Origin of the sequence: Plantibacter sp. H53, assembly GCF_001650455.1 — a bacterium.
Classification (GTDB): Bacteria; Actinomycetota; Actinomycetes; order Actinomycetales; family Microbacteriaceae; genus Plantibacter; species Plantibacter flavus_A.
The window spans coordinates 107,036-132,898 of the sequence record NZ_LWCT01000002.1 but is presented as its reverse complement, the minus strand read 5'-3'; the positions used below and the strand labels follow the sequence as shown (position 1 = coordinate 132,898).

The following is a 25,863-nucleotide window of genomic DNA, read 5'->3' as shown; positions in this document are numbered from 1 at the left end:
TGAGGTTCCAGGCCTGATCCGGCAGGGTTGATGCATGCGATGCATTACATACGCGGGTGAGAACGTTGTGACGACCGATGAGGTCGCGGGCCTCCTGGTGGAGCTGACCGCCGAGCTCGCCAAGCGAGGTCGGGCCGAAGCGGTCACGATTCCGATCGTCGTGGAGTCCGATGCCGAGGACGCATCCGCCCAACTCGTGATCGGTCTCGGCAACGACGTGCTCTCAGTGCCGCACGACTGGGACCGCGACGTGCCGGACTTCAGCGAGGCCGAATCGCGTCTGCAGGGCTATCTCGACGACCTCCGCCCGTCCACGACGGCGTACGAGCCACGCGACTCCCTCGAGACCTCGGACGTGCTCGAGGACCCCGACCTCGACCTGCGCGACTTCTCCCGCTGACTCGGACCCGCACGACAACGCCGGCGTCGACCCATCTGGTCGACGCCGGCATTCGTTCGGGTCGCTCAGCGCGGGAGCGGCAGCTTGGCCGTCTCGCGGGCCCGCAGCACGACGATCAGCGTGATGAGCGCGGCCGCCATCACGTAGAACGCGGGGGCGAACCGGTTGCCGGTCGAGGCGATCAGGAATGTCGCGAAGTACGGCGTGATCCCGCCGAACACGGCGACCGACAGGTTGTACGCGATCGCCATCGAGCCGTAACGGATGCTGGTCGGGAACAGCTCGGCCATCGCAGCACTCGACGCACCGTCGTAGGCGGCCATGAAGACACCGAGGATCACCATGGCGATCGCCGCCGCCGCGAAGTTGCCCGCGCTCATGAGCATGAGCGTCGGGTACGTCAACACCAGGAACCCGACGCAACCGGCGATCATCACCGGCTTCCGCCCGATGCGGTCGCTCAGCAGGCCCATGAACGGCACGAGGATGGCGATCGCGAGCAGCCCGAGCACGGTGACCGCGTAGCTGAGCGGTTGCGAGTAGCCGAGATCGGTCTGGAGGTACGACGGCATGAAGGTCTGCAGGATCCAGTGGCCGACGGCCTTGATGACGACGAAGCCGACGCAGAAGAGCAGCGCCTTCCAGGACGTCCGCAGCGAGGTCCGCAACGGTGACTTCGAGACGGCCCCCTTCGCTTGGATCGCCTGGAACTCGGGGGTGTCCTCGAGCTTGTTCCGCAGGTAGAGGCCCGCAAGGCCGAGCGGCAGGGCGAGGAAGAAGAGCGCGCGCCAACCCCACTCGTTGAGGGCGTCCGTGCCGAGCGTCGAGGTGAAGAGGAGCACGAGGCCCGCACCGACCACGAAGGCCGCGAAGCCGAACACGTCGATGAAGCTCGTCACGAAGCCGCGCCGGTTGGACGGGGCGTACTCGGCGAGGAGTGTGGTGGCACCCGAGCTCTCGCCACCGGCGGCGAAGCCCTGCACGAGTCGTACGATCACGAGCAGGATCGGCGCCCAGAGGCCGATGAGGTCGAACGTCGGTAGGAGACCCATGACGACCGTCGCCCCGGAGGTCACGAGGATCACCGTCGCGAGGACCGTCTTGCGCCCGATGCGGTCTCCGAGCGAGCCCCAGAAGAGGCCACCGAGCGGACGCATCACGAAGCCGGCCCCGAACACCGCGAATGCGGAGAGGAGAGCCGCCTGGGTGTTGCCCTGCTGGAAGAAGTTGAGGCTGATGACGGTCGCGAGCGTGCCGTAGAGGCCGAAGTCGAACCATTCGACGAAGTGACCTGCCCCGGCCGCCCAGATCACCTTCCGCATACGGCGTGATCGCTCCGCGTCGTCGTAGGGGGTCTGTGCGCTGTGCGCGGCGGCTTCGGCCAGGGCTGCAGCCTGGGTCCTGCTCTCGTCCATCGGTCCTCACATCGTTGTCGGGGTGCTTCGAGGTTCACCTGCCGAAGAATCTTACCCACTGAATGGGAAAGTCGTACCGCTGAATGGTAGCGTGGCACTCGCCCGGAGGTCGCCACCTGTTCGACGGCCTCCAGGATCGCGCATCACGAAGGAGTGTCATCCATGCAGCACCGCACCCAGACCGCAGACGTCGTCGTCATCGGCGGTGGCCTCGCGGGCGTGTCAGCCGCCGTCGCCGCCGCCCGCCTCGGTTCGCGGGTCTCGCTCGTCACGAACCGCCCGGTGCTCGGTGGGAACTCGTCGAGCGAGGTTCGGGTGTGGGTGGTCGGAGCGACCGCGCACGGCCACCAACGGTTCGCCCGGGAGACCGGGATCATGGGGGAGCTCTTCCTCGAGAACCAGTACCGCAATCCGGAGGGCAACCCGTTCTACTGGGACCAGACCGTCCTCGACCTCGTGCGCGCCGAGCCGAACCTGCAGCTGCACCTCAACACCGACGTCCGCATCGTCACGATGGCGGAAGGTGCGGAGGGCGCGGTGTCGCCGTCACCGAGGATCGCGTCCGTCACCGGATGGACGATGGGCAGCGAGATCGAGACCGAGTTCGTCGCTCCCGTCTTCATCGATTGCACGGGAGACGGGCTGGTGGGGCATCTCGCGGGTGCCACCTCCCGCATCGGGCGCGAGGGTCGCGCCGAGCTCGGCGAGCCGTGGGCGCCCGAGGTGGCGGACGACGAGCTCCTCGGCAGTTCGATCTTCTTCTACACCAAGGACGCCGGACGCCCCGAGCGGTTCGTCGCTCCCGACATCGCGCGCGACATCCGCGACACCCCGATCCTCACCAACCGGATCATCCGGACCGGCGACAACGGCTGCAACTACTGGTGGATCGAGTGGGGCGGCGAGCTCGACACCGTCGCCGAGAACGAGCAGATCCGAGACGAGCTGTGGAGCGTCGTCTTCGGGATCTGGGACTACATCAAGAACTCCGGCGAGTTCGACGCCGACACCCTCACGCTCGAGTGGGTCGGATCCATCCCGGGGAAGCGCGAGTACCGCCGGCTCCTCGGCGACCACACCCTCACGCAGAACGACCTGCTCGACCAGGTCGACTTCGAGGACACCGTGGCCTTCGGAGGTTGGTCGATCGACCTGCACCCCGTGGAGGGCGTCTACGCCGAGACCGCCGGTGCGCAGCAGCGGTTCAGCAACGGCACCTACGGGATCCCCTTCCGCAGCCTGTACTCGCGGGACGTCGACAACCTGCTGCTCGCCGGACGCAACATCTCCGCCTCCCATGTCGCGTTCGGGTCCACCCGCGTCATGGCGACCTGCGCCACGCAGGGTCAGGCGGTGGGGACGGCTGCGGCGCTCATCGCCCGCGACAGGCTGACGCCGCGGGAGCTCGCCGGGCAGGCGCTCCCGCTCCTGCAGCGCACGCTCCTCCGCGAGGACGCCCCGGTCATCGGCATCACCACGGACGACCCCGACGATCTGGCCGGGCGGGCGACGGTCTCCGCGTCGAGCGCGCTCGACGCGATCTCCACGCTGGAGCACCTCGGCTCCGGCGAGCGGTTCACCCTCGACCGCGACGTCGCGATCCTCGTACCCGTCGCTCCGTCACTCGACCAGATCACCCTGCTCGTCGACGCTGCACGCGACACGACCCTCCGCGTCGAACTGTGGAGCACGGGCAAACGCCAGAACGCCGTCCCGGTCGAGCACCTCCTCGACGGAGCCGCGGAGATCGCCGCCGGGGTCGGCGTGTCGGCCACCGTCCGCTTCGGATGGACGCCGGAGATCGAGCAGAACGCGGTGCTCGTCGTCCGTGCCAACCCGGACGTCAGCCTGCTCCTCACGGAAGGCCACCCCTACGGGCTCCTCGTGCTGACCGCCAAGCATGCTTCGGACGAGGTGTTCGACGACCACATCCCCGAGGAGCAGGACCAGGCGATCCTGGACTGGAACGCCAGGAAGCTCCGCGGCCGGAGCGTCGCGCTGACCGTCGGTGGAGACACCACGGCGTACCGCCCGGAGCGGATCGTCGACGGCTACCAGCGACCGTACGGGGGACCGCACCTGTGGTCCTCGGAGCGACTCGCTGACAACCGCGATCTGGTCGCCGAGCCCGAGGTCCTCACACTGCACTGGGACGAGCCCGTCGATGTCGCGTCCGTGCGGATCGTGTTCAACGACGACGTCGACGTGGACCTCATCAACCTGCACCACCACCGCACCGACTTCGAGGCGGTCCCCGAGCTCGTCGCCGACTACCGACTCGAGGGGAGACGCGCGGGTGCGGCTGCAGGGATGTGGACGGTGTTGGCCGAGGTCGAGGGGAACCGCCACCGCCACCGGATCCACGACGTCGAGCCCGTGCGGGTCGACGCCCTCCGTGTCGTCGTCACGGCCACGAACGGCTCGCCCTACGTGAGTGTCGCGAGTGTGAAGGTCTTCGAACAGCCGAGCGGGCGCACCACCCGGCCGCGCCGAGCCCGACCGCTACGCTGAACACGGCCTCCGAGGCCGGACATCCGAACCGACACCGACACCGTGGAGGACCCGTGGCAGGTGAGATCCAGCAGGGCATCGGCCGTGCGGCATCCGTGCTCGCCGTGCTCGGCGCATCGACCACCGGACCGTTGCGGGCCTCCGACATCGCCCGTGCCACCGGTCTCGGCACCTCGACGACCGCACGCCTCCTCGGCACGCTCGAGGAGCTCGGCTATGTGACGAAGGCGGCCGACAGTCCGTCCTACGCCATCGGGGCGACCATCCTGGCGCTGGCGAGCGAAGGGCTCAACCAGAACCCGGTGCACCGGGAGTCGCGCGCTCCCGCCCAGGAACTCGCGCAACGGATCGGGCTCAGCGTCAACGTGGGCGTCCTCGACGGCTCGAGCCTCATCTACCTCTGCCACTTCGAGGGAGCCCTCGCTCCGAAGTCGCACTCGATGATCGGGCTGCGCCAGCCACTGCATGCGTCCGCGCTCGGCAAGTGTCTGCTCCTCGACCTCGACGCGGACGGTCTCCATGCGCTGCTCGGTGACGAGCCGCTCCCGCGCTACACGGCCAACACCATCACGGAGCACGCGGCCCTCGCCGCGGAGCTCGCGGCGGCGCGGGAACGCGGCGTCTGCATGGAGGACCAGGAGCTCGCGTTGGGTCGTCTCGGGATCGCGGCGCCGATCCGCGACGCGAACGCCAGAGTCGTGGCGGCGATCTCGATCTCGGGTCGGCTGAGCCTGATGCGCGAACGCGACCTCGACGTCCTCACCGAGGACCTCATCGAAGTGGCCGACCGCATCAGCGTCGGTCTCGGCCTCATCTCCGCGATCCCGTCCTCCTGATTCGTCCTCCCGCATCCGATCTCACGAACCGAAGGTGACCCGTGGCGCAATTCGACCTCCCCCTCGCCCAACTCCAGCAGTACCGGCCCGACCGCGAGGAGGCGTCGGACTTCGACGCGTTCTGGGCGGACACCCTCGCCGAAGCCCACGCCCTCGCCCAGCCGACGGTGCGTGAACGATCCGATCCTGAGCTGACCGGTCTCGTCGTCGAGGACGTCACGTTCTCCGGATTCGGCGGCGACCCGATCAAAGGCTGGTTCATCCGGCCGGCGGGCGCGACCGAGCCGCTCCCGTGCATCGTGCACTACATCGGGTACAGCGGCGGTCGCGGGCTCGCCCACCAGTGGACGATGCACCCGTCCGCGGGCTACGCCGTGTTCGTCATGGACACCCGCGGTCAGGGGAGCGCGAACCTGCCGGGCGCGACGGCCGACCCGTTCGGAAGCGGTCCGCAGGTCGCCGGCAAGATGAGCGCCGGGCTCGACACCCCCGAGACCTACTACTACCGTCGGGTCTTCACGGACGCGGCGCTCGCCGTCGACGCGGTGCGCAGCTTCCCGGAGGTCGACCCCGCGAGGGTCGTCGTCGCCGGTGGGAGCCAGGGCGGCGGCATCGCGCTCGCCGCGGCCGGGCTCTGCGAGGGACTCGCGGCGGCGCTCGTCGACGTCCCGTTCCTGTCGCACTTCCGTCGTGCCCTGCAGATCACCGACGCGAGCCCCTTCGCCGAGCTGAAGACGTACCTCATCAGCCGACGTGGTCACGAGGAGGAGGTGTTCCGGACGCTCTCGTACTTCGACGCGACGAACTTCGCCGCCCGCGCGACCGCCCCCGCACTGTTCTCCGTCGCGCTCTGCGATGCGGTGTGTCCGCCCTCGACGGTGTACGCGGCGTTCAACCACTACGCGGGCACGCAGAAGGACATCGCCGTCTACCCGTACAACGGGCACGAGGGTGGCGGGCCGGTGCAGCAGCAGGCGCAGCTGACCTTCCTCGCGGACCTCCTCGCCTGACGCTCCGTTCGCCCATGTTCGGGTGAGCGAGCTCCCGTTCGCCCGACGATGGGCGAGCGGGCGTGGGACGATGTGCACGTGACTGAGACCGGCGGCACCGACTCGACCCTGACGACCACCCGGCGTCGGACGCGGGCCGGCATGATCGCGGCGATGGCGCTCGTGCTCTCGTTCGCGGCCGGAGCGACCGACGCCTTCGCGTTCCTCCAGCTCGGCGGCGTCTTCACCGCGAACATGACCGGCAACTTCGTGCTGGCCGGACTCACGAGCAGACCGGACTTCGGCGAGGTCCTGCTCGGGGCGACGGTCGCCGTGCTGCTGTTCTCCGTCGGGACGTTCCTGGCCTTCCGCTTCACGAGGCTCGTCGCCACCCCTGGGCGGCCTCCGGAGGCGCCGCAGCACCGGCTCGTCCTCGTCCTCGGCGGTGCGGTGGTCGCGCAGGCGTGCGTCCTCATCGGATGGATCGTGTCCTCCGACCTGCGCACGACGCCCGTGATCTGCGTCCTCATCGCGCTCTCCACGCTCGCGATGGCGGGGCAGACGGCCGTCGCGCGACGCATCGAGCGGTCGGGCGTGACGACCACCTTCGTGACCGGCACCCTCACGAGTCTCATGCAGAGCCTCGCCGACGGTGTCCACGACCACCACCTCATCCGCATCGGCGCGATCGTGCTGCTCGTGACGGGCGCCCTCTGCGGCTCGCTCCTCACCGGCGTGGACCCGATGTTCGGTGCGGCGCTGCCCCTCCTCCCGTCGATCGTCGGGCTTGTCCTCCTCCGGCTCGCGCCGACGGCCTCCGACGGCTGATCCACCGCTCCTCGCGCGCGTGCCCGAGACGCGCCGCCGTCAGTGGGTGAGCTGCGCCCGGATGAGGATGGGGAAGTGGTCGCTCGCCTCCGAGGTGGGTTCCTGCTCGTCCACGAGGGCTTCGATCGGTTCCAGTCGGGTGTGCGGCGCGACGCTGCCTGAGCGGCCGAGCACCCAGTCGATGCGTGCGTTCCCGGGACGCTGCGGACCGTAGCCCTGGAACGTGCCGATGTTGTCGCTCTCCAACGGCGAGAGGTCGACGAACCCGGCGTCCGCCAGGGCGTCGTGCGCCGCCGATCCGCGCTCGGTGTTGAAGTCGCCGGTGAGGAGGACGGGCACGTCCACGCCGGAGAAGCGGTCGGCGATCAGTTTCGCACTGCGCGTCCGGACGTCGTCGCCGTGCGGCGTACCTTCGTGGTCGAGGTGGGTGTTGGCGAAGACGAGCTCGTCGCCGGTGCGGCGCTCGCGGAGCCTGACCCAGGTGACGAACCGCGCGTGCAGTGACGGCCAGGTGTTCGAGCCCGGTTCGTCGGGGGTGTCCGACAGCCAGAACTCGCCGGCGTCGAGCTGCTCGAACCGCGAGCGGCGGAAGCACACCGGTCCGTACTCGCCGGCCGAACCGCCGTCACGGCCCTGCCCGAACCAGTCGTACTCGGCGAGGCCCGGGAGCAGGTCGTGCAACTGATGCTCGCGGACCTCCTGCAGCCCGAGGAGGTCTGGAGCGTTGCGGGCGATGACCTGCGAGACGAGCGGTGCACGGTCCACCCACTCGTGACCGGGCTGGGCGACAGCGGTGCGGATGTTGTAGCTCATGACGGTCAGGACGTTCTGGGTCAGGATGGATTCGCTCACCCGGCCAGCGTAGGGGAGCCGGGTGACGGGGAGCTGTCCCCATGTCGCCGAGCGGTCCGCCTGCCTAGACTCGCCCCATGACCTTCGACCTCCGCGACGCCCAGGCCCGGATCCTCGCGCTCAACAGCGAAGAACTCCCCTTCATCTACGACCCGACACCCGACGGGATCGTCGCGCACTGGCGCTACGCCGACCAGCGCTGGCTCGGCTTCATCGGTGCCGGGATGTTCAGTGCCGAGTACGAGCTGCGGGTCGAGCTGCACCCCGAGGACGGCGAGTGGGAGTTCCACGAGCAGTCGTCCTCCTCGAAGACGACGCTCGGCGTCGGCGGTCTGTCGACGAAGCGCACCTGGCAGTCCGGCCCGCAGAAGTCCTTCTCCTTCGGGCGGAGCGTCGCGCCCATCTCGCAGTCCACCGACCGCGATGGCACGACGACCGGCCAGTTCATGGGTTACGAGTTCACGACCGACGAGGTCAAGCAGCCCGTGATCGACACCCTGACCGCCGCAGGCTGGAAGCCGCGCAAGGGGTTCTTCGGCAAGCTCTTCGGAGGCTGATCAGGCGGCCCGAGTCGCCCGGATCTGCACGGAGATCGCTGAATTCCATGCAGATCCGGGCGACTCACGCACGCACGACGACCGCCGCTAGGCTTTCAGGAACCTCGCCGCCGAACGGACGGATGGACCAGTGCTCGTCACCATCACCTCGACCGCGCCCTCGGCCGCCGACCTGGGGCACCTCGTCCGTAAGCATCCCGCGCTGGCGCAGAGCTTCGACCTCAGCGTCGGGCGCGCCCACGTGTTCTACCCGGAAGCGAGCGACGAGCGGTGCACCATCGCCCTGCTGCTCGAGGTCGACGCGATCGCGCTCGTCCGCCAGAAGCGCTTCGGTGGCGGTGACGCCGCGTCGCTCTCCCAGTACGTGAACGACCGACCGTACGCGTCGTCGTCGATGGTCGCCGTCGCGATCGGGCAGGTGTTCCGCAGCGCCATGACCGGCCGCAGCGACTCCCACCCCGAGCTCGCCGCGGCAGCGCTCCCGCTGACGATCACGGTCGCCGCGGTGCCGTCGCGAGGTCTGGAGCAGCTGGCGACCCGACTCTTCACCCCGCTCGGCTGGACCGTCGTCGAACGGGTGATCCCGCTCGACCCGACGGTCCCCGCGTGGGGCGACTCGCGATACGTCGACCTGGAGCTGACCGGTCACCTCCGCCTCGCCGACGCGCTCCGCCAGCTCTACGTGCTGCTGCCCGTGCTCGACGACGCCAAGCACTACTGGGTCTCCGACGACGAGGTCGGCAAGCTCCTCCGTGCCGGCGAGGGGTGGCTGGCCGATCACCCCGACCGGGACCTGATCACCAAGCGGTATCTCGCGCACCAGTCGCGGATGGTCACCGATGCGCAGTCGCAGCTGGACCCGGAGGCGCGGACCGACGGCGCCGACGGGGACGACGCGGCCACCGCGTCGCGGACGAAGCGCGCTCCGGCACTCGCCGGCCTGCGCGCCGAGGCGGTCCTGCAGGCGCTCGCCGATGTGCGGGCGCGGTCGGTCGCCGACGTCGGGTGCGGCGAGGGTGCGCTCCTCATGCGACTGCTGGCGGATCCCCTCGTCACCACGGTGATCGGCACCGACGTCTCCGGACGCGCGCTCGCATCCGCGTCGCAGCGGCTCGGGCTCCGCGACGCGAGCGACCGCGTCCGTGAGCGTGTCCAGCTGCTGCAGTCCTCGGCGACCTACGCCGACACCCGGCTGCGCGGACTCGATGCGATCGTGCTGATGGAGGTCGTGGAGCACATCGACGCCGAGCGCCTCGATGCACTCGAGGCTTCGATCTTCGGTGCTGCGGCTCCAGAAGCCGTGATCGTCACGACGCCGAACCGCGAATACAACGCGCTGTATCCGTCGTTGCCGGCGGGCTCGTTCCGGCACCCGGACCACCGCTTCGAGTGGGACCGTCAGGAGTTCGCGACCTGGTGCACCACTGCGGCCGAGCGGTACGGCTACGGCGTCGAGCACCGCACGGTCGGCGACGTCGACCCGCAGCTCGGCTCGCTGACGCAGCTCGCCGTCTTCCGGAAGGCCATCGCATGAGTGACCTCGAGCACACCCCCGCCGCCCTGCCGATCCCCGAACTGTCGCTCGTGGTCCTCATCGGCGTGAGCGGGTCCGGCAAGTCGACCTTCGCCGCCACGCACTTCGGCCGGTTCGAGACCCTGTCGAGCGACTTCTTCCGCGGGCTCGTCTCCAACGACGAGAACAACCAGGCCGCCAGCGCGGACGCCTTCGCCGCACTCCGCGATGTCGCCGCACGCCGCCTCGACGCCGGGCTCCTGACGGTCATCGACGCGACCAACGTCCAGCCGGCCTCGCGCAAGTCGCTCATCGATCTGGCACGCAACCACGACGTCCTCCCTGTCGCCGTGGTGCTCGACGTCCCGGAGCGCGTCTGCATCGAGCGCAACGAGGCCCGCGAGGACCGCTCGTTCGGCGCGGCCGTCATCACCCGGCAGCAGGACCAACTGCGTCGGTCGATGCGGCACCTCAGCAAAGAGGGCTTCCGGAAGGTCCACGTGCTCTCCGGCGTCGAGGCGATCGCGCAGGCGTCGTTCGTGCGTGAGCCGCTGCTCAACGACCGCCGTCAGGAGCGCGGTCCCTTCGACGCGATCGGCGACGTGCACGGGTGCCGGAGTGAGCTCGAGACGCTGCTCACGAAGCTCGGGTACGTGATCGAGCGCGACCTGGCGGGCCGACCGATCGACGCCGCCCACCCCGAGGGCCGCCGCGCGATCTTCCTCGGCGACCTCGTCGACCGCGGGCCGGACACCCCTGGCGTGCTGCGGCTGGCGATGGGGATGGTCGGCGCGGGGCATGCCTTGGCGGTGCCCGGCAACCACGAGTCGAAGCTCGTCCGCGCGCTGCAGGGCAAACGGGTGCAGACCAGCCATGGGCTCGCCGAGTCGCTCGCCCAACTGGCCGAGGAGCCGGAGGAGTTCCGGGCCGAGGTCGAGCGGTTCTGCCGCGAGCTCGTCGCGCACCTCGTCCTCGACGACGGGAAGCTCGTCGTCGCGCACGCCGGCCTGATCGAGCAGTATCACGGACGCGCCTCCGGGCGGGTGCGGTCGTTCGCGCTGTACGGCGACACCACGGGGGAGACCGACGAGTACGGCCTGCCCGTGCGGCTGCCGTGGGCGGAGGACTACCGGGGTAAGGCGACCGTCCTCTACGGCCACGTGCCGACCCTCGACGCCGAGTGGGTCAACAACACGATGTGTCTCGACACCGGCTGCGTCTTCGGCGGCAAGTTGAGTGCCCTGCGGTGGCCGGAGCGCGAGGTCGTCGACGTCCCGGCCGAGCAGGTCTGGTACGAACCCGTCGTGCCGCTCGGCCGCCCGACCGGTCCCGCCGGCGAGCAGCGGGATCCCGGGCTGCTGCGCATCGACGACGTCCTCGGCAAGCAGGTCGTCGAGACGCGCGTCTCGGGCCGGGTCGGCATCCGCGAGGACGCCGCGGCCGGCGCACTCGAGGTCATGAGCCGGTTCGCGATCGACCCTCGGCGCCTGGTCTACCTGCCGCCGACGATGAGCCCGCCGAGCACCTCGCAGCGGAAGGACCTCCTGGAGCACCCCGCTGAGGCGTTCGAGGCGTATCGCCGGGAGGGGCTCGACCGGGTGGTCTGCGAGGAGAAGCACATGGGCTCGCGTGCCGTCGTACTGCTCACCCGTGATCCTGCACCCTTCGGCGCTCCCGCGGGGTGGCGCGGAACCGTCCACACCCGCACCGGTCGGCCGTTCTTCGACGATGCGACGACGCAGACGCTCCTCACCCGGCTCGACGCCGCCGTGGAGCGAGCCGGTCTCTGGGAGGAGCTCGACGCCTCCTGGATGCTCGTCGACAGCGAGCTGCTGCCGTGGTCGGTGAAGGCGGAGAGTTTGATCCGCGACCAGTACGCCTCGGTGGGAGCTGCCGCGACCGCAGCGCTCCCGGCGGCCGTCCGCGTGCTGGAGCAGGCGTCGTCGACCGGTGTCGACGTCTCGGACCTGCTCGAGCGGACGCGCCGTCGGGCCGAGGCCGCTGACGCCTACGTCGCGGCCTACCGTCCGTACACCGCGCCCTCGAACGGTCTGGAGGGCGTGCAGCTCGCGCCGTTCCAGCTCCTCGCCTCGACCGGTACGAGCCACCTGGGCCGCGACCACGCCTGGCACCTCTCGGTGGCGGACCGCCTCGCGGACGCCGACCCGGAGCTCATCCGCCGGACCCGCTCGATCGAGGTCGACCTCACCTCGTCGGCGTCCGAGGACGCCGCGACCGCGTGGTGGGAGGAGCTGACCGGTGCGGGTGGTGAGGGCATGGTGGTGAAGCCCGTGGCCGGCCTCGTCCGTGGTGAGAAGGCGCTCGCGCAGCCCGGTATCAAGGTGCGGGGCCGTGAGTACCTGCGCATCATCTACGGTCCCGACCACACGGAGCCCCACAACCTCGAGCGCCTGCGCGATCGGGACATCGGCCACAAGCGGTCGATGGCGCTGCGTGAGTACGCGCTCGGTGTCGAGGCGGTCGAGCGGTTCGTCGCCGGTGAACCGACCTGGCGGGTGCACCAGGCCGTCTTCGGCGTGCTCGCCATGGAGTCCGAGCCCATCGACCCGCGCCTCTAGGGTCGACCCTGGCGGGTCGTCAGCGGAGGACGGAACTCAGCAGGAGGCTCGTCTCGCTGTTGACGACGCCCTCGATGCGTCGGATCCCGCCGAGCACGCGGTCGAAGTCGGTCAACGTCTCGGTGCGGAGTTCCGCGACGAGGTCCCACCCGCCGTTGGTGGTGTGGAGCGCGCTGATCTCCGGGAAGCCGCGGAGCTGGCGGATGACGTGGTCGGTGGTGCGACCCTCGACCTCGATGAACGCGATCGCGCGGATGGTGCCGGGATCGAGTTCGTCACGCACCCGGACCGAGAACCCGACCACCGTGCCGGAGGAGATGAGCCGCTCCAGACGGCTGTTCACGGTCGCCCGGGCGACGTCGAGCGACCGGGCCAGGCTCGCGACCGACGCACGGCCGTCGGCTCGGAGCGCAGCCAACAGCCTCCGGTCCAGATCGTCCAGCGCAGCCATGCACATAATGTACAACCGAGTTACTCACATTGTGCATAACCTGTGCACAAATCGCGCATCTCTGGAATGGAAAGTGCAGATCGTCGAAACCTAGGCTCGAAGCAACCGCGAGCGGTCTGCTCCGGTCGGCTCCGAGCCCGAACTCGTCTGGAAGGGAACGTCATGACGCGTTTCGTCGATGTCCGCAACATGGTCCGCTGGACGGCAGACCGAGGTCCCGAGCGCATCATCGCCGGCATGATCGGTTACCTCGAGGCCGACTTCCGCCGCTGGCCGTCGTTCGACAAGAGCCCGCGGGTCGCGAGTCACACGCCGTTCGGCGTCATCGAGCTCATGCCGACGAGCGACCACGAGACGTACGCCTTCAAGTACGTGAACGGCCACCCCTCCAACCCCGCCCGGGGCTACCAGACGGTCACGGCGTTCGGCGTCCTCGCCGACGTGCACAACGGCTACCCCACCTTCCTCGCCGAGATGACGCTCCTCACGGCCCTCCGCACCGCCGCGACGTCGGGCATGGTCGCGAAGCACCTCGCCCGTCCCGATTCGAGCGTCCACGCGCTCATCGGCGCCGGTAGCCAGGCCGAGTTCCAGGCCCTCGGCATGCGTGCCGCCCTCGGGATCAACACGGTGCGGATCTGGGACGTCGACCCGCTCGCAATGGACAAGTTCGCGCGCAACCTGGAGCCGCTCGGATTCGAGGTCGTCATCGGGACGAGTGCCGCCGACGCCGTGGCGGGCGCGGACGTCGTCACGACCTGCACGGCCGACAAGGCGCTCGCGACCGTGCTCACGAACGACCTGGTCGAGCCCGGCATGCACCTGAACGCCATCGGTGGCGACTGCCCCGGCAAGACGGAGCTCGAGGCGTCGATCCTCGATCGCGCCGAGGTGTTCGTCGAATTCCCGCCGCAGACCCGCATCGAGGGCGAGATCCAGCAGATGGCTCCCGATTTCCCGGTGATCGAGTTCTGGCAGGTCCTCACGGGTGCCGTCCCCGGCCGCACCTCGCGGGAGCAGATCACGCTCTTCGACTCCGTCGGCTTCGCGATCGAGGACTTCACCGCGCTGCGCTTCCTCCGCGACTCCGTCGACGGCAGCGAGTACTTCGAGGAGATCGACCTCGTCGCCGCCCCCGACGACCCGAAGGATCTCTTCGGGCTCGTCGGCGCGCTCTCTCCCGTCGGCTGAGTCCCACATGTCCGTCCAGGCGCCGTCGGCCGTGGTGCTCATCCGGCCGCACCGGTTCACGCCGAACCCGCTGACCGCGGCCGACAACGTCTTCCAGGTGGCGGAGGGCGTCCCGTCGGCGTCCGTGGCCGGGGTGGCTCACGCGGCGTTCGACGAGGTCACCGCCGTGGCGCAGGCCCTCGATGCCGCGGGCGTCCGCGTCCACCTGTTCGACGATGAGGACCCGGACCGCCCCGACAGCGTCTTCCCCAACAACTGGCTGTCCACCCATGCGGGCGGGCACCTGGCGGTCTACCCGATGTACGCGGTGAACCGCCGACGCGAGCGGCGGTGGGACATCGTCGAGATGCTGAAGCGCGAGTACCGCGTGCAGGACGTCATCGACTACTCGGGGCTGGAGCTCGACGACGTGTTCCTCGAGGGCACCGGTGCGATGGTGCTCGACCACGCAGCGCGAGTGGCGTTCGTCGCGCGATCCCACCGTGCCGACCCGATCGCCCTCGAGCGGTTCTGCACCAACTTCGGCTACGAGCCGCTCGTCTTCGACGCGGTCGACCCCCACGGGGTCCCGATCTACCACACCAACGTCATGATGGGCGTGGCGACCGAGTTCGCGCTCGTCGGTCTCGACCTGATCGCCTCGCCGGCGCGACGCGATCAGGTGATCGAGCGGCTCACGGGCCATGGGCGGACGATCGTCGACCTCGACTACGGACAGGTCTGCGACTTCGCCGGCAACGCGATCGAGCTGCGTTCGGCGACGGGGGAACGCCTCCTCGCGATCTCGAGTCGTGCCGTCCAGAGTCTGCGGTCGGAACAACTCGCGATCATCGAGCGCAGCTGCCGGATCCTGCCGCTGGACGTCCCGACGATCGAACTCGCCGGGGGTTCCGTCCGATGCATGATCGCCGGGATCCACCTGGACCGGCGGCCTGCGGCGACGGCGTCCGATGTGGCACCGACCGCCCAGCTCGCCCGGTCCTGATTCCACCGATCGGTGATCCGATTAACGCAAATCCGTCCGTCAGACGCGGTGCCTGGGCCCGACAGGCCTCCGCCGATGGCTGATCGCGTGCGCATGGGCTAGATTGACGATCGATCAGCTGATCGACGTGGAATCCGGCCGACGTCCTCTCTGACCGAGCTGCAGAGAGTGGGCGATCATGCCGCTGTTGGAACATGAAGCCTCTCGACGCGGCCGACTCCGGGTGTTCGCCCGCGCACAGCTCCCGTTCGCGATCGCCTTCGGCATCGTCGCGATCCTCGTCGCGATCGTCCTGCCCGAGCGGTTCTTCACGGTCGCCGTCCTCTCGGGCACTGCTCTCGCGGCGATCAGCACCCTCCTGGCAGGATTCCTGCCCTGGGAACGCTGGCCGACGCACGCGATGGCCGTCATCGCGGTCCTCGACCTCCTCGCCGTCGCGAGCATCCGGCTCGAGCTCATCAGCGTGACTCCGGGCGCGAGCCTGCTCTGCATCTTCCCCGTCCTCTGGTTGGCGTTCGGGTTCACCCCGCGGATGATCATCCTGGCCGTGGCGGGGACCCTGTTCATCAGCAGTGCTCCCTACGTCCTCCGGGCTCGCACGCCGGAGACCGCCGTGGACTGGCTCAATGTCGCCCTGCTGCCCATGCTCACGATCGGTATCGCGGTCGCCGTGAACATCGGGGCCCGCCAACTGCGACGGAGCCGACAAGCCATCCAGGAGCAGGCCGCGCAGCTCGAACGCTCGCTCGCCAGGGCGCTCGACGCGGAGGCGCTCGCCGAATCGATCCTCGAGACGGTGGACGCGGGCGTGGCCTTCTACACGGCGGACGGCACCCTGGGCGTGGCGAACGCGCATGCCGCGGACATGGTCGCCGCCGTCGGGTTCCGGCTGGACACCCCGCCGTATGCCGGGGAACACGTGCTCCAAGCCGACCGCCGGACACCCATCCCGTTCGACGAGCAGATCATCCCCAGAGCGCTGCGGGGCGAGCTGCTGTCGAATCATCTCGAATGGGTGGGGGAGGCCGGCCGACAACGGGCGATCCTCGCCAGCTCCACGCGGGTCATGCGCAACGGCGACACGCATCTGGGGACGGTCATCGTCGCACACGACGTCACCGAGCTCGCGAATGCGATCAACGTCCGTGAGGCGTTCCTCACGACGGTCTCGCACGAGTTGCGGACGCCGCTCACCTCCATCCACGGCTACCTCGAGCTGATCATGGACGACGCCGAGGTCGACGCCCCCGGTCTGCTCCCGGCGCTGCGGGTGGTCCAGCGCAACGCGGTCGAGCTGGAGCGGCGGGTGCAGGAGCTGTTGACCGCGTCCGACTCCACGGTCCAGATCGCGCCGAGTCGTATCGACCTCACGGACGTCGCCGCGCGAGCGATCGAGACGGCGACCGCGGGAATCTCGGGTCCGGTCGTCCGACTGCGCGCCGATGCGGCGGCGGTCGTCTCCGCGGACCCCGAGCAGGTCCTCCGTGCGATCACCGAGCTCGTCGCCAACGCCGTGAAGTTCACGCCGGCCGATGGGACGGTCGACGTGGTCGTCGAGCCGGGCGACGGGCACGCCGAGGTGACCGTCAGCGACACGGGCGTCGGGATGAGCGCCGACGAACTCCGTCAGGCCTTCGACAAGTTCTACCGGGCCGAGTACGCGCGGGACCAGGCGGTGCAGGGCGTGGGGCTCGGCCTGCCGGCGGCACGGGCGATCGCCGAGGCACATGGCGGCTCCGTGACCCTGCGGAGCACGCCCGCGGTCGCACACGTCCCCGGTGGGACCGTCGCGACCCTCGTCCTGCCACCGGAGCCTGTCCCCACACCGTCACGATGACGCCCGCGCTGTCAGTCCGCTGACGCCTCTCCGAGGAGTGACGACCGCGCCGCATCGAGGCCGGTGACCTCAGCCGTCCAGTCGGGCCGAATGAACTCGTCGCGGTGCAGCCGGAGGCCTTGCGACTCGACGAGTTCGCCCGGTCGGCCGATGAAGCGTTGCAGACCGTTGTCCCGATAGCCGAGTCGACGCGAGACGCCGAGCGATGCGCCGTTCCAGACGGCGGCGTCCGACACGGCGACCTCCGCGTCGAGGTGGTCGAAGGCGAACTGGAGCATGCCGGCCCGCATCTCGATGCCGAGCCCCTTGCCCTGCTGTTCCTGCGTCAACCAGGAACCGCTCCCCACCGTCCGGGTGACGGCGAAGTCGCGGGCGCCGACGTCCTGCAGACCGATCGGTGTCCCGTCCAGGAGGATCGCGAGGTTGAGCGTCCAGGACGACGGTGTCGCGCCCGCACGCTGGGTCCAGAGGTGCCGTGCGGTCTCGCGGATGAGTTGTTCGCGCGGCTGGTCGGTCCACGGTGTGGAGAACGGCATGACGGCGGGGTCGTGGACGCCGGCGAGGGCGGCCTCGATCAGTCCGGGGAGGTCCTCGTCGCGCACGAGGCGCAGGACGAGTCTCGGCGTGCGGATCTCCAGGCCGAACAGCGGCCAGACGTCGGTGAGGCTGAGCATCGTGCCACGGTATCGCCTCGGGCTGTAGCCGGTCGAGACCGCGCTGTCGAGCCGGGGGTGTGGAGTGCGGCTTCCGTGACACACTCGACGCGCCGCGGGATCGCGGCCCGGTTCGACGATGAGAAGGGCTCCACGATGAAGTACACGCACCTCGGCCGCACGGGGACGACGGTCTCCAGGATCGTGCTCGGCACCATGAACTTCGGCGACCGGACGAGCGAGGAGGACTCGTTCGCGATCATGGACCGGGCACTTGAGCTCGGCGTCAACTTCTTCGACACGGCGAACGCGTATGGCGGCAGCGCCGGTCGTGGCGCGACGGAGGAGATCATCGGCCGGTGGTTCGCAGCCCGCCCCGGCGTCCGTGACGACATCGTCCTGGCGACGAAGGTCCACTCGCCCATGGTCGCCCCGAACGATGACGGCTCGGATGTGGTGAACGCGCGTGGTGCGTCGGCCTGGCAGGTGCGTCGCGAGGCAATCGCGTCGCTCGAGCGACTGCAGACGGACCGGATCGACCTCTACCAGTTCCACCACATCGACCGTCACATCTCCTGGCAGGAGCTGTGGCAGGCCATGGAGGTGCTCGTCGCGCGCGGCGAGGTCGTCTACACGGGCAGCTCGAACTTCGCGGCGTGGAACATCGCGCAGGCGAACGAGGTCGCATCTCAGCGACACTTCCTCGGTCTCGTCAGCGAGCAGTCGCTCTACAACCTCGCGCAGCGCTCGATCGAACTCGAGGTCATCCCCGCCGCACAGCACTACGGGCTCGGCATCCTGCCGTGGTCGCCGCTGTCCGGTGGTCTGCTGAGCGGTGGTTCCTCCGACAAGCGCGCGCGGTCGGGCGAGTCTCGTATCACCGAGGCCCGAGCCAAGCAGCAGGAGCAGCTCGACGCCTACGACCACTTCGCGTCCGAGCGTGGTTGGACCTCGGCGTCGCTCGGTCTCGCGTGGCTTCTGCACCAGCCCGGCGTGACCGGCCCGATCATCGGACCGCGCACGATCGAGCAGCTGGAGTCCGCCGTCGCAGCGGTCGACATCGAGCTGAGCGCCGATGACCTCGCCGCTCTCGACGAGCTCTTCCCCGGTCCCGGTGGCCAGGCCCCGGAAGCCTACGCCTGGTAGGAACGTGCGACGCGGCCGACCGCCTCGCTGATGGCGGTCGGCCCGGTGTTCACTTCGAGGATCCGCCGGCTGATGGTCGGCTCAAGAACGAGTGCCTCGAGGACCGCGGCCACGTCCTCGCGTGTGATCTCGTCGTGGAGCTCGGCGGGCCCCAGGGCGACCGTGCCCCGGGCCGGGTCGTCGGTCAGCAGGGACGGGCGGAGGATGACCCAGTCGATCGGCTGACGGGTGAGGGCGACCTCCGCCCGTTTCTTGACGGCGAAGTAGTGTTCCTCGTCGTCGCTCAGCTGCCGCTCGCGCCAGGCCTCCGGCAGGACGGACAGCAAGATGAGGCGTTTTCCCGGTGATGCCATCACTGCATCCGACACGCGCTGGAGCGCCGCGTCGTCGATGTCGTTTGTCACGCTTTGAGCTCCGGCATTCGACCCCGCGGCGAAGACGATGACGTCCCAGTCCGAGATCATCGCCGTGATCTCCCGCGTGGTGGCGAACCCGAGCTCGCCCGTGACGGTCGTCACTCCGTCGGGGCCCAGGGTGGGGTCAGGCAGTGACGACCTCGTAAGGCCTGAGACGATGATGCCGCCCGCGCGGAGTCGGGCGGCCAGGAGGCGACCGACCCTGCCCGTGATCCCGAAGATGAAGACGCGCGTGGTGGGTGCGGCTGAATCGTCGTGGGATGCGTTCTCGGCCGCGGCGGTGGTGTCTCGTGACGTCATGGGTGATCCTCTCGATCTCTTACTTACCAATGGTAACTTACCAAGAGTAGGTACAATCGGGGGATGAAAACTACCGCGGACGACAGCTTCAGCTCTGGGCCGAGACGTCGCCTCTCGTGGGATGCGCGCCACGCGCAGTTGCTCGATGCGTTCCGCGACCTCATCCGCACGCAGGACCTCGCGGATGTCACCCTGGCGCGTGTGGCCGCGCACGCCGGCGTGACGAAGCCCGTGGCCTACGACCACTTCGGCGATCTGTCGGGGCTGTTCTCCGAGGCCTACCGAGCCTTCGAGTCCCACCAGCGAGACCTCCTGCTCCGGGCCCTCGAGAGCGCCCCGCGGGACCTCGATGCTGTAGCCGACCTGGTCGCCGAGGCCTACATCGCGTGCTGGGTCGCTGAGGGGTTGGAGCTTTCGGCCGTGGTGGACGCCCTCCGCGGGTCGAAGACCCTGAGCACCCTGCGGTCGGAGGCGGAGCAGGCGTATCTCGAGATCTGTCGCGAGGCGCTGGAGCCTTGGACCGGACCCCTCGTGAGTGCATCGTTGGCAGCTGTCGTCGGTGCCGGGGACGCCCTCGCCCGAAGTGTCATGTCCGGGTCGCTCTCAACCGCCCAGGCCTCCTCGACACTCGCCGTGGTGGTTCGTGCCGTCGCGTCGGCGTCTGCCGTCCCCGATGCCACTCGAGACCGCAGGACCTGAGCGGCTGCTTCCTCAGCGTGGGGAGTCGGCGGGAGCGAGCGCGATGACGTGTTCGCCGACCCCCCGTTATGGTTGCTCCATGGCTCGCGCACCCTGGAATCGACCCGGCGAATCTCCACAGATACGACGGCTTCGCATCGTGATGTTCTGGACCGCCGTCGTCCTCGTCGTGGCATTCGTCGCCATCCTCGTGTACTTCGTCGTGCGATCGGCTGAAATCGCCGGTCTGTAAGGGCGGCCTGCGGGGATGGACACTCACTGGCCCCCGGGCATGATGGCTTCGATGAGGCTGAAACTCGCGTCCACGGATGACTTCATCACGCTTCGTCGCCTGTTCGATGACCCTTCCTTCCACGGATGGGGCGGGCCGGGACGGCTTTCCGACGAACTCATCCGCGCCAAGTACCTAGGGGCGCGACTGCCCGACGTCGAGTGCTATCTCGTCCTCGTCGAGGAGCAGGCGGTCGGGCTCGTCCAGCTGCACGTGGACGGGGCTGACTGCGCTGGGATCGACCTCATCTTGTCGCCCTCGGCGCGAGGTCAGGGGACCGGTCGACGGGTGGTCGATGCCATGGTGGCCCGCGCAAGGGAACGGAACATCGCTCGACTCACCGTCGACCCGGAGGTCGGGAACGAGCGCGGCGTCCGGTTCTGGCGAGCCGTCGGGTTCGAGCCGCGTCAGACGGTCACCGACCACGCTGGACGAGCGCCCTATGTCGTGCTGTCACGCAGCACCGAGGCGGCAGCGATCGGCTGCTGCAGTTCCGTGACCCAGTCGGACTGATCCTCCGACACCGCCCGAACGTAGAGCTCGCGGCACGGCCCCGCCGGCACGAAGCCCCGGGCGATGATCTCGGCGTGGATCGACTGCCAGCTCTCAGCGATCCGGTCCATCGACCCGAGATGGATGCCGCAGATCGCCAGGAGCTCTGCCGGCAGCTCGACGACCTCGAAGCCTTCGCGGGGCGCGCCGTTGTAGGCGTAGCCGACGACGACTTCGGTGCCGTCCTCGCTCGCGCTGTACTGCGCGATCGGCGTGGTCAGCGAACCGCTCTCGTCTCCGATGATGGACGCGACCGCGTCGAACGAGGGTCCGACGAAGTCCGCGATGTCCGGCTGGGAGGGGACGACGCCACGGCGGGCGGCCAGCCGAACGGCGGGCAGGGGCTTCTCGATGATCTCGATCTCTGACATGTGATGCTCTCTTTCGATGAGGTGGAGCCGCCGTTCCACATCGACGAGTCGTGCGGCCGCGACGCGATGCTCGCGTTCGACCTCGGCTCGACGCGCCTGCAACAACCGGGCGATGCGCGTGGCATCCACCCCTTGGTCGAGGATCAGGGCGACGTCCTCGAGACCGAAGCCGAGATGTCGAAGCGCCACGATCCGATGCAGTCGTTCCAACTGCGAAGGATCATACGAGCGGTAGCCGCTGGACTCGTCCACGTGGGCAGGCACGAGCAGACCTGCGGTGTCCCAATGCCGGAGCATCCGGTGGGTCACCTGGCCGATCTGCGCGAACGCTCCGATGGACAACATGTCTCAGTTCTCCCTCCTCACACGGTGTCAGAGTCAAGCATCTCGATCACTCCACCGTGAGCACGCGGTGGGGAATCCACCCCTCGCGACCGTCGGCGTTCCGGCACCAGGACCAGCCGCTTTCCGGATCATCCTCGACGATGTCGACGGTGTCGCCGGTGACTGCGGGCAGCTCGGTGGTGTCGTATCCGGCGCGGACGACACCCACCGACCCGTCGACGTCGAGATGGCGGGCGGGCACCCAACCCGTTCCGTGTGATGCCGTCACGAACACGAACGCGGGCCACTCTGTGTCCCGGTCCCCGACCTGAACGACGTCTCCGGGCCTCACCGTCAACGGCGGGCGCTCGGGAATCTCATGATCAGCAATCAAGACGCATCGCACAGCGTCAATCCTCTCAGTGCGGTCCTTCGCCGCCGGGATACACGCCATGGAGCCACCGCCGGATGCGGCCTCGCGCACGAGCTCGGAGCGTCGGCGGAGGAGGGCTCCTAGTTTCCGCTGATGACGCTCACCGCTTGGAGGCCGATGACGATGGCGTTGATCGGTACGGCGATGATGAGCACGACGGCGGCGCCGACGGCGGCGATGATCGAGTGACGAGGGGTCCGCTTGTGGACCCTCGCCTGCAGGATGAGCGTGACGATCGGCGGAGCGATCGCGATCACGGCGCCGAGGATGAAGCCACCGAGCATGCCGCCGCCGCTCAGCCGGTCCTCGGGCGGCCCGAACTCGCCCTGCAGGGCGAACGAGAGTTGGACGAACCAGCTCACGATCAGCAGCGCGAACAGGAGGAGCGTGATGCCGATCCCGGCCGCTCGCCCACTGACCGGACCCTCCAGCTCCGCGGACTCGGCACCCGGATCCGGATGCGCCGGCGGTTGGACCGATTGGCGCAGGCCACCATCCGTGTTCGGTTCGTCGGTCACCGTGTGTCCTTCATCGGTCGATCAGACGCCAGGGTCCCGTCGTCCTCATCAGCCTATTCGTCACGCCGTGAGCGCCGCCCGCACCTGCGCGGCCAGCAGCGGGACCGTCTCCTCCTGGAACCAGGGGTTCTTGGTGCGCCAGCCGCGCGCGAGCGGCGACGGGTGCACGATCGGGAAGAGCGGGAGGTGGGTCTCCGCGGACCGGACGTTCTCCGTCAGGGTGCGACCGGCCCGCGGTCCGAGGTAGGCGCGCTGGGCGTAGGCGCCGATGAGGATCGTCAAGCGCACCTCCGTCAGCTGCTCGAGCAGGGGCGGATGCCAGCGCGGTGCGAAGTCCCGGCGCGGCGGCAGGTCGCCGCTCGTCCCCTTGCCCGGGAAGTAGAAGTCCATCGGGACGATCGCGACGTTCGCCGGGTCGTAGAACTCCTCGGGCGTCACACCCATCCATGAGCGGAGGAGGACGCCGCTCGGGTCGTTCCACGGGATGCCCGACTCCTGAGCCAGGCGACCAGGCGCCTGACTGATGATGAGGACCCGTGCCTCGGGGGAGGCGACGAAGAGCGGTTCCCAGCCGAGCTCGCTGGCCCAGGCGTTCGACTCGTGCGCGGCGACCTCGGCTCGAAGTCGATCGATCGGATGCATCCCTGCAGTCTCCCACCCGCCGCCCAATACAGTGAGGGGATGGACGACGACCAGCGGCGACGGCGACTCATCCCCGAGCCGGTGGACCGGTTCGCGACCGGCGAGGAGTACCCCGAGTACCGGGTCGACCTCGAGCGCATCCGGTTCTCCCCGTACTTCGCGCGGTTGTCCGCCGTGACGCAGGTCGTCTCGCCCTCCGGTGTCGGCCAGGTCGTCCACAACCGGCTCACGCACTCGATCAAAGTGACCGCGGTCGCCCGCGCCATCGCCATGCAGCTCACCACGACCGATCCCGAGCAGAACGCCATCGTCGAGCGGCTCGGCGGTTGCGACCCGGTCGTCGTGCAGGCAGCGGCCTCAGCTCACGACCTCGGCCACCCGCCGTTCGGCCACCTCGGCGAGCAGGTCCTCGACCGCCTGGCCCGAGAGCGACTCGGCCTCGCGGAAGGCTTCGAGGGCAACGCGCAGTCGTTCCGCATCCTCTCCGCGCTCGACGTGTGCGAGACGGTGAAGGAGGGCCTCAACCTCACGGCGGCCTCCCGCGCCGCCGTGCTCAAGTACCCCTGGGGCCGCACCATCCACCGTCCCGACCTCGACCCCACCGACCCGACGAGGATGCCGCGCGGGTCCACCGCAAGCCGCTGGGAGACCGCGCCGCCGAAGTTCTCCGCGTACACCCTCGATCTCGACGACATGCTCGACGCACGCAGTGCGTTCACCGCGATCGCCCCCTGGCAGCAGACCGTCGAGTGCTCCGTGATGGACGTCGCCGACGACATCGCCTACTCCCTGCACGACCTCGACGACTTCTACCGGGCCGGCGTCCTGCAGCAGGCGGCGGTGGCGGTCGAGTTCCGCACCTTCCTCCGCGACCAGCACACCCTCGCCGCGCTCGACGCCGAGGAACTCTGGAACCGCGCACCCGGCCACTCGCTCGAACTGTTGCGCCGGCGGATCGTCTCGCGCGACCCGTGGATCGCCAGCGACGAGCACTTCCGGGCGTCGGTCCAGCGGGTCGCGACCGAGCTCGTCGAAGGACTCCTCGCGGTCCCCTTCGACGGTTCCAGCCGCACCGAGCGCGCCATCGAATCCTTCGTGTCGTCCTGGATCGGCCGCCTCCAGCGTTCCGTCCTCGTCGTGGAGGAGCCGAACGTGCGATCCGGTCATGTGTCACTCCTGCCCGAGGCGTGGCACGACGTCACCGTGTTGAAGTTCGTCCACACCCGGTTCGTCATCGACCGCCCGGACTTCGCCACCTATCAGCGCGGCCAGTCGCGAGTGCTCGACGTGCTCGTCACCGAACTGGACAGCTGGCTCGACGACCCGCGCGACGGCCCGCGCGCACCGCAGAAACTGCTCGACTTCGTCGAACTCGCCACGGACGGCTACTTCCGCCTGCGGGCGGACAACCCCGACTGGCTCCCGGCCGACCCCGAGTCCGAGTCCGGTCGTCCGCAGAGCGACCCGCGCGCACTGGGGCGCCTCGGTCGGGCGCGCGGCATCCTCGACTACGTCGCCTCACTGACGGACGAACAGGCGACGGCGCTCGCGGCCAGACTGCGCGGCGACCGCGAAGCCTGGGCCTTCGGGAGCTGATCCACGCCGTCGTTGAGGACCTCGACGACGGGTGTCGGCGCATTTCGGATAGTTCTGAGCACCGGAATGCTAGACCGTCTAGCGTTATTCCTGGCGCCGGGAATCTCCTCGGACCACGACTGAACGGATGGCGCGACCATGGGCAACCTCCTCTACGGAACCCCTCCGACCCCGCACGAGATCGAAGACCGACTGCTCGCTCACCTGCAGACGGTCATCTTCACGAAGTTCCGCCGCAACGAGAGCTTCGCGTTCCACCTCGATGCCGTGCCCGGCCGCGGTACCGGACGCCAGTCGCTCTGGCTGAACCCGATGATCCCCCTCCAGTTCTCCTTCTACGGCAGCCGTGCCCCTGAACTCAACCGGGAATGGCTGGCCGCGCTTCTCGAGCAGGCCAACAGTGCCAAGGGCATGCGGGTCGTTCCGGAGCCCGCTGCCAGCGGCGTGAAGCGCGTCGAGTCGGCGGCCTAGGTCCAAGGATCCGCTCCGGCGGATCGATCAACGCCACGACGAGCTCCGGCAGTCGGGCATCTGCGAAACACCAGTTGGGGGTGGGACCGTGACGACCTGGTCTTCCAGTGCGCCCGACTTCCTCGCCCTCGATGACGCGCGCACCACGGGCCGGCTGCTCGACCGGACCGACATCGTCTTCGAGACCTCGCACGTCAGCGCCGAGGCGGGCGGCGGTCTCTCGCTCAGTCGCTCGGCGATCGCCCTGGACGTCGACGGCGACACCGTCCGTGTCCTCACCCGGCACGTCGTCGCGTGGTCGCTTCGCGCCGAGGGCGGACTCATCGTCGTGACCGTGTGGTCCGAACGTCCGACCGCTGTCCACGAGACGACGGTGCTACCCCGCTTCGCCCACATGACGTCGTCGGCGATGACCGACGTCCTCGGCGCGGAGCACGGCTTCCTGCAAGGGACCGCCTGACATCGAGTGGACTGCTCCGCGTCCGGACGCCCCGTCAAGGGTGACAGTTCAGGATCGTCGTGAGATT

The 25,863-nt window shown here is 69.2% G+C and carries 26 protein-coding genes; 17 read left to right on the top strand and 9 right to left on the bottom strand.

Annotated elements, in window-relative coordinates; genetic code table 11:
- The first annotated feature begins 34 nt into the window (after positions 1 to 34).
- The gene (locus tag A4X17_RS02035) at positions 35 to 400 is read left to right on the top strand and encodes a hypothetical protein (protein WP_064293989.1); all 366 of its coding nucleotides are present in this window, start codon (positions 35 to 37) and stop codon (positions 398 to 400) included.
- A 65-nt stretch (positions 401 to 465) separates the two neighbouring features.
- On the opposite strand, the gene A4X17_RS02030 is transcribed toward A4X17_RS02035, so the two are convergent.
- Positions 466 to 1,815 carry an MFS transporter gene (locus A4X17_RS02030; RefSeq protein ID WP_082915862.1) on the bottom strand — a complete coding sequence of 450 codons (1,350 nt, stop codon included), beginning with the start codon at positions 1,813 to 1,815 and terminating at the stop codon, positions 466 to 468.
- Positions 1,816 to 1,977: 162 nt separating this feature from the next.
- On the opposite strand from A4X17_RS02030, the gene A4X17_RS02025 reads away from it, so the two are divergent.
- The 4 genes from A4X17_RS02025 to A4X17_RS02010 all read left to right on the top strand — a co-directional run bounded on the left by A4X17_RS02025 (position 1,978) and on the right by A4X17_RS02010 (position 6,979).
- Entirely contained in the window at positions 1,978 to 4,326 is a 2,349-nt protein-coding gene (locus A4X17_RS02025; protein ID WP_064293988.1) for an FAD-dependent oxidoreductase, read from the top strand.
- Between the two features lie 53 nt (positions 4,327 to 4,379).
- Positions 4,380 to 5,162, top strand: a complete 783-nt coding sequence (locus A4X17_RS02020) for an IclR family transcriptional regulator (protein ID WP_064293987.1) — start codon at positions 4,380 to 4,382, stop codon at positions 5,160 to 5,162.
- Between the two features lie 41 nt (positions 5,163 to 5,203).
- A complete protein-coding gene (locus A4X17_RS02015) occupies positions 5,204 to 6,172 on the top strand; it encodes an acetylxylan esterase (protein WP_064293986.1) in 969 nt (322 codons plus the stop codon).
- Between the two features lie 78 nt (positions 6,173 to 6,250).
- Complete coding sequence (locus A4X17_RS02010) at positions 6,251 to 6,979, top strand: YoaK family protein (protein ID WP_197478996.1); 729 nt, start codon at positions 6,251 to 6,253, stop codon at positions 6,977 to 6,979.
- 39 nt (positions 6,980 to 7,018) lie between these two features.
- Here A4X17_RS02010 and A4X17_RS02005 read toward each other — a convergent pair whose 3' ends face one another.
- Positions 7,019 to 7,831, bottom strand: a complete 813-nt coding sequence (locus tag A4X17_RS02005; protein WP_064293985.1) for an endonuclease/exonuclease/phosphatase family protein — start codon at positions 7,829 to 7,831, stop codon at positions 7,019 to 7,021.
- Positions 7,832 to 7,908: 77 nt separating this feature from the next.
- Here A4X17_RS02005 and A4X17_RS02000 point away from each other — a divergent pair, with 77 nt between their 5' ends.
- The 3 genes from A4X17_RS02000 (at position 7,909) to A4X17_RS01990 (ending at position 12,480) form a co-directional block, all read left to right on the top strand.
- Positions 7,909 to 8,388 (top strand): hypothetical protein, encoded by a 480-nt coding sequence (locus tag A4X17_RS02000; protein WP_064293984.1) that lies wholly within the window; start codon positions 7,909 to 7,911, stop codon positions 8,386 to 8,388.
- Between the two features lie 130 nt (positions 8,389 to 8,518).
- Positions 8,519 to 9,922 (top strand): 3' terminal RNA ribose 2'-O-methyltransferase Hen1, encoded by a 1,404-nt coding sequence (locus tag A4X17_RS01995; RefSeq protein ID WP_064293983.1) that lies wholly within the window; start codon positions 8,519 to 8,521, stop codon positions 9,920 to 9,922.
- The gene (locus A4X17_RS01990; RefSeq protein WP_064293982.1) at positions 9,919 to 12,480 is read left to right on the top strand and encodes a polynucleotide kinase-phosphatase; all 2,562 of its coding nucleotides are present in this window, start codon (positions 9,919 to 9,921) and stop codon (positions 12,478 to 12,480) included. The genes A4X17_RS01995 and A4X17_RS01990 overlap by 4 nt, the downstream gene beginning before the upstream one ends.
- Positions 12,481 to 12,499: 19 nt before the next feature.
- Here A4X17_RS01990 and A4X17_RS01985 read toward each other — a convergent pair whose 3' ends face one another.
- Complete coding sequence (locus tag A4X17_RS01985) at positions 12,500 to 12,931, bottom strand: Lrp/AsnC family transcriptional regulator (protein ID WP_064293981.1); 432 nt, start codon at positions 12,929 to 12,931, stop codon at positions 12,500 to 12,502.
- Between the two features lie 162 nt (positions 12,932 to 13,093).
- Here A4X17_RS01985 and A4X17_RS01980 point away from each other — a divergent pair, with 162 nt between their 5' ends.
- The 3 genes from A4X17_RS01980 to A4X17_RS01970 all read left to right on the top strand — a co-directional run bounded on the left by A4X17_RS01980 (position 13,094) and on the right by A4X17_RS01970 (position 16,944).
- Positions 13,094 to 14,122 (top strand): ornithine cyclodeaminase, encoded by a 1,029-nt coding sequence (locus tag A4X17_RS01980; RefSeq protein WP_064293980.1) that lies wholly within the window; start codon positions 13,094 to 13,096, stop codon positions 14,120 to 14,122.
- 7 nt (positions 14,123 to 14,129) lie between these two features.
- The gene (gene ctlX, locus A4X17_RS01975) at positions 14,130 to 15,107 is read left to right on the top strand and encodes a citrulline utilization hydrolase CtlX (protein WP_064293979.1); all 978 of its coding nucleotides are present in this window, start codon (positions 14,130 to 14,132) and stop codon (positions 15,105 to 15,107) included.
- Between the two features lie 178 nt (positions 15,108 to 15,285).
- A complete protein-coding gene (locus A4X17_RS01970; RefSeq protein ID WP_064293978.1) occupies positions 15,286 to 16,944 on the top strand; it encodes a cell wall metabolism sensor histidine kinase WalK in 1,659 nt (552 codons plus the stop codon).
- An 11-nt stretch (positions 16,945 to 16,955) separates the two neighbouring features.
- On the opposite strand, the gene A4X17_RS01965 is transcribed toward A4X17_RS01970, so the two are convergent.
- Positions 16,956 to 17,618, bottom strand: a complete 663-nt coding sequence (locus tag A4X17_RS01965) for a GNAT family N-acetyltransferase (protein WP_064293977.1) — start codon at positions 17,616 to 17,618, stop codon at positions 16,956 to 16,958.
- Positions 17,619 to 17,753: 135 nt separating this feature from the next.
- Between A4X17_RS01965 and A4X17_RS01960 the strand changes: the two genes are divergently transcribed.
- Complete coding sequence (locus A4X17_RS01960; protein WP_064294129.1) at positions 17,754 to 18,743, top strand: aldo/keto reductase; 990 nt, start codon at positions 17,754 to 17,756, stop codon at positions 18,741 to 18,743.
- On the opposite strand, the gene A4X17_RS01955 is transcribed toward A4X17_RS01960, so the two are convergent.
- A complete protein-coding gene (locus tag A4X17_RS01955) occupies positions 18,731 to 19,459 on the bottom strand; it encodes an NAD(P)H-binding protein (RefSeq protein WP_082915859.1) in 729 nt (242 codons plus the stop codon). The two genes, A4X17_RS01960 and A4X17_RS01955, sit on opposite strands and share 13 nt — an antisense overlap.
- 63 nt (positions 19,460 to 19,522) lie before the next feature.
- Between A4X17_RS01955 and A4X17_RS01950 the strand changes: the two genes are divergently transcribed.
- Both A4X17_RS01950 and A4X17_RS01945 read left to right on the top strand, forming a co-directional pair.
- Positions 19,523 to 20,158, top strand: a complete 636-nt coding sequence (locus A4X17_RS01950) for a TetR/AcrR family transcriptional regulator (protein WP_082915858.1) — start codon at positions 19,523 to 19,525, stop codon at positions 20,156 to 20,158.
- A 283-nt stretch (positions 20,159 to 20,441) separates the two neighbouring features.
- Positions 20,442 to 20,942: a GNAT family N-acetyltransferase gene (locus A4X17_RS01945; RefSeq protein ID WP_197478995.1), complete on the top strand. Its 501-nt coding sequence runs from the start codon at positions 20,442 to 20,444 to the stop codon at positions 20,940 to 20,942.
- On the opposite strand, the gene A4X17_RS01940 is transcribed toward A4X17_RS01945, so the two are convergent.
- The 4 genes from A4X17_RS01940 to A4X17_RS01925 are packed head-to-tail and all read right to left on the bottom strand — an operon-like array spanning position 20,870 to position 23,269.
- Entirely contained in the window at positions 20,870 to 21,697 is an 828-nt protein-coding gene (locus tag A4X17_RS01940; protein ID WP_064293975.1) for a MerR family transcriptional regulator, read from the bottom strand. The genes A4X17_RS01945 and A4X17_RS01940 overlap by 73 nt on opposite strands.
- Positions 21,698 to 21,743: 46 nt before the next feature.
- A complete protein-coding gene (locus A4X17_RS01935; RefSeq protein WP_231884267.1) occupies positions 21,744 to 22,160 on the bottom strand; it encodes an SH3 domain-containing protein in 417 nt (138 codons plus the stop codon).
- Positions 22,161 to 22,189: 29 nt separating this feature from the next.
- Positions 22,190 to 22,627 (bottom strand): hypothetical protein, encoded by a 438-nt coding sequence (locus tag A4X17_RS01930; protein ID WP_064293974.1) that lies wholly within the window; start codon positions 22,625 to 22,627, stop codon positions 22,190 to 22,192.
- Positions 22,628 to 22,687: 60 nt separating this feature from the next.
- Positions 22,688 to 23,269 (bottom strand): uracil-DNA glycosylase family protein, encoded by a 582-nt coding sequence (locus A4X17_RS01925; RefSeq protein WP_064293973.1) that lies wholly within the window; start codon positions 23,267 to 23,269, stop codon positions 22,688 to 22,690.
- A gap of 39 nt (positions 23,270 to 23,308) precedes the next feature.
- Between A4X17_RS01925 and A4X17_RS01920 the strand changes: the two genes are divergently transcribed.
- The 3 genes from A4X17_RS01920 (at position 23,309) to A4X17_RS01910 (ending at position 25,796) form a co-directional block, all read left to right on the top strand.
- On the top strand, positions 23,309 to 24,865 hold the full coding sequence (locus A4X17_RS01920) for a deoxyguanosinetriphosphate triphosphohydrolase family protein (RefSeq protein ID WP_064293972.1): 1,557 nt from the start codon (positions 23,309 to 23,311) through the stop codon (positions 24,863 to 24,865).
- A gap of 138 nt (positions 24,866 to 25,003) precedes the next feature.
- Positions 25,004 to 25,336 (top strand): hypothetical protein, encoded by a 333-nt coding sequence (locus tag A4X17_RS01915; protein WP_064293971.1) that lies wholly within the window; start codon positions 25,004 to 25,006, stop codon positions 25,334 to 25,336.
- Between the two features lie 88 nt (positions 25,337 to 25,424).
- Positions 25,425 to 25,796 (top strand): hypothetical protein, encoded by a 372-nt coding sequence (locus tag A4X17_RS01910; protein WP_064293970.1) that lies wholly within the window; start codon positions 25,425 to 25,427, stop codon positions 25,794 to 25,796.
- Positions 25,797 to 25,863 lie beyond the last annotated feature (67 nt).

Bases quoted from the DNA above. Each gene is read 5' to 3' on its own strand.
- A4X17_RS02035 (WP_064293989.1), top strand. From the start codon at position 35: ATGCGATGCATTACATACGCGGGTGAGAACGTTGTGACGACCGATGAG.
- A4X17_RS01960 (WP_064294129.1), top strand. From the start codon at position 17,754: ATGAAGTACACGCACCTCGGCCGCACGGGGACGACGGTCTCCAGGATC.
- A4X17_RS01945 (WP_197478995.1), top strand. From the start codon at position 20,442: ATGAGGCTGAAACTCGCGTCCACGGATGACTTCATCACGCTTCGTCGC.
- A4X17_RS01925 (WP_064293973.1), bottom strand. From the start codon at position 23,269: ATGCATCCGATCGATCGACTTCGAGCCGAGGTCGCCGCGCACGAGTCG.
- A4X17_RS01985 (WP_064293981.1), bottom strand. From the start codon at position 12,931: ATGGCTGCGCTGGACGATCTGGACCGGAGGCTGTTGGCTGCGCTCCGA.
- A4X17_RS01970 (WP_064293978.1), top strand. From the start codon at position 15,286: ATGCCGCTGTTGGAACATGAAGCCTCTCGACGCGGCCGACTCCGGGTG.
- A4X17_RS01955 (WP_082915859.1), bottom strand. From the start codon at position 19,459: ATGACGTCACGAGACACCACCGCCGCGGCCGAGAACGCATCCCACGAC.
- A4X17_RS01990 (WP_064293982.1), top strand. From the start codon at position 9,919: ATGAGTGACCTCGAGCACACCCCCGCCGCCCTGCCGATCCCCGAACTG.
- A4X17_RS01920 (WP_064293972.1), top strand. From the start codon at position 23,309: ATGGACGACGACCAGCGGCGACGGCGACTCATCCCCGAGCCGGTGGAC.
- A4X17_RS01965 (WP_064293977.1), bottom strand. From the start codon at position 17,618: ATGCTCAGCCTCACCGACGTCTGGCCGCTGTTCGGCCTGGAGATCCGC.
- A4X17_RS01915 (WP_064293971.1), top strand. From the start codon at position 25,004: ATGGGCAACCTCCTCTACGGAACCCCTCCGACCCCGCACGAGATCGAA.
- ctlX (WP_064293979.1), top strand. From the start codon at position 14,130: ATGTCCGTCCAGGCGCCGTCGGCCGTGGTGCTCATCCGGCCGCACCGG.
- A4X17_RS02025 (WP_064293988.1), top strand. From the start codon at position 1,978: ATGCAGCACCGCACCCAGACCGCAGACGTCGTCGTCATCGGCGGTGGC.
- A4X17_RS02030 (WP_082915862.1), bottom strand. From the start codon at position 1,815: ATGGACGAGAGCAGGACCCAGGCTGCAGCCCTGGCCGAAGCCGCCGCG.
- A4X17_RS02000 (WP_064293984.1), top strand. From the start codon at position 7,909: ATGACCTTCGACCTCCGCGACGCCCAGGCCCGGATCCTCGCGCTCAAC.
- A4X17_RS01950 (WP_082915858.1), top strand. From the start codon at position 19,523: ATGAAAACTACCGCGGACGACAGCTTCAGCTCTGGGCCGAGACGTCGC.
- A4X17_RS01940 (WP_064293975.1), bottom strand. From the start codon at position 21,697: ATGTTGTCCATCGGAGCGTTCGCGCAGATCGGCCAGGTGACCCACCGG.
- A4X17_RS01980 (WP_064293980.1), top strand. From the start codon at position 13,094: ATGACGCGTTTCGTCGATGTCCGCAACATGGTCCGCTGGACGGCAGAC.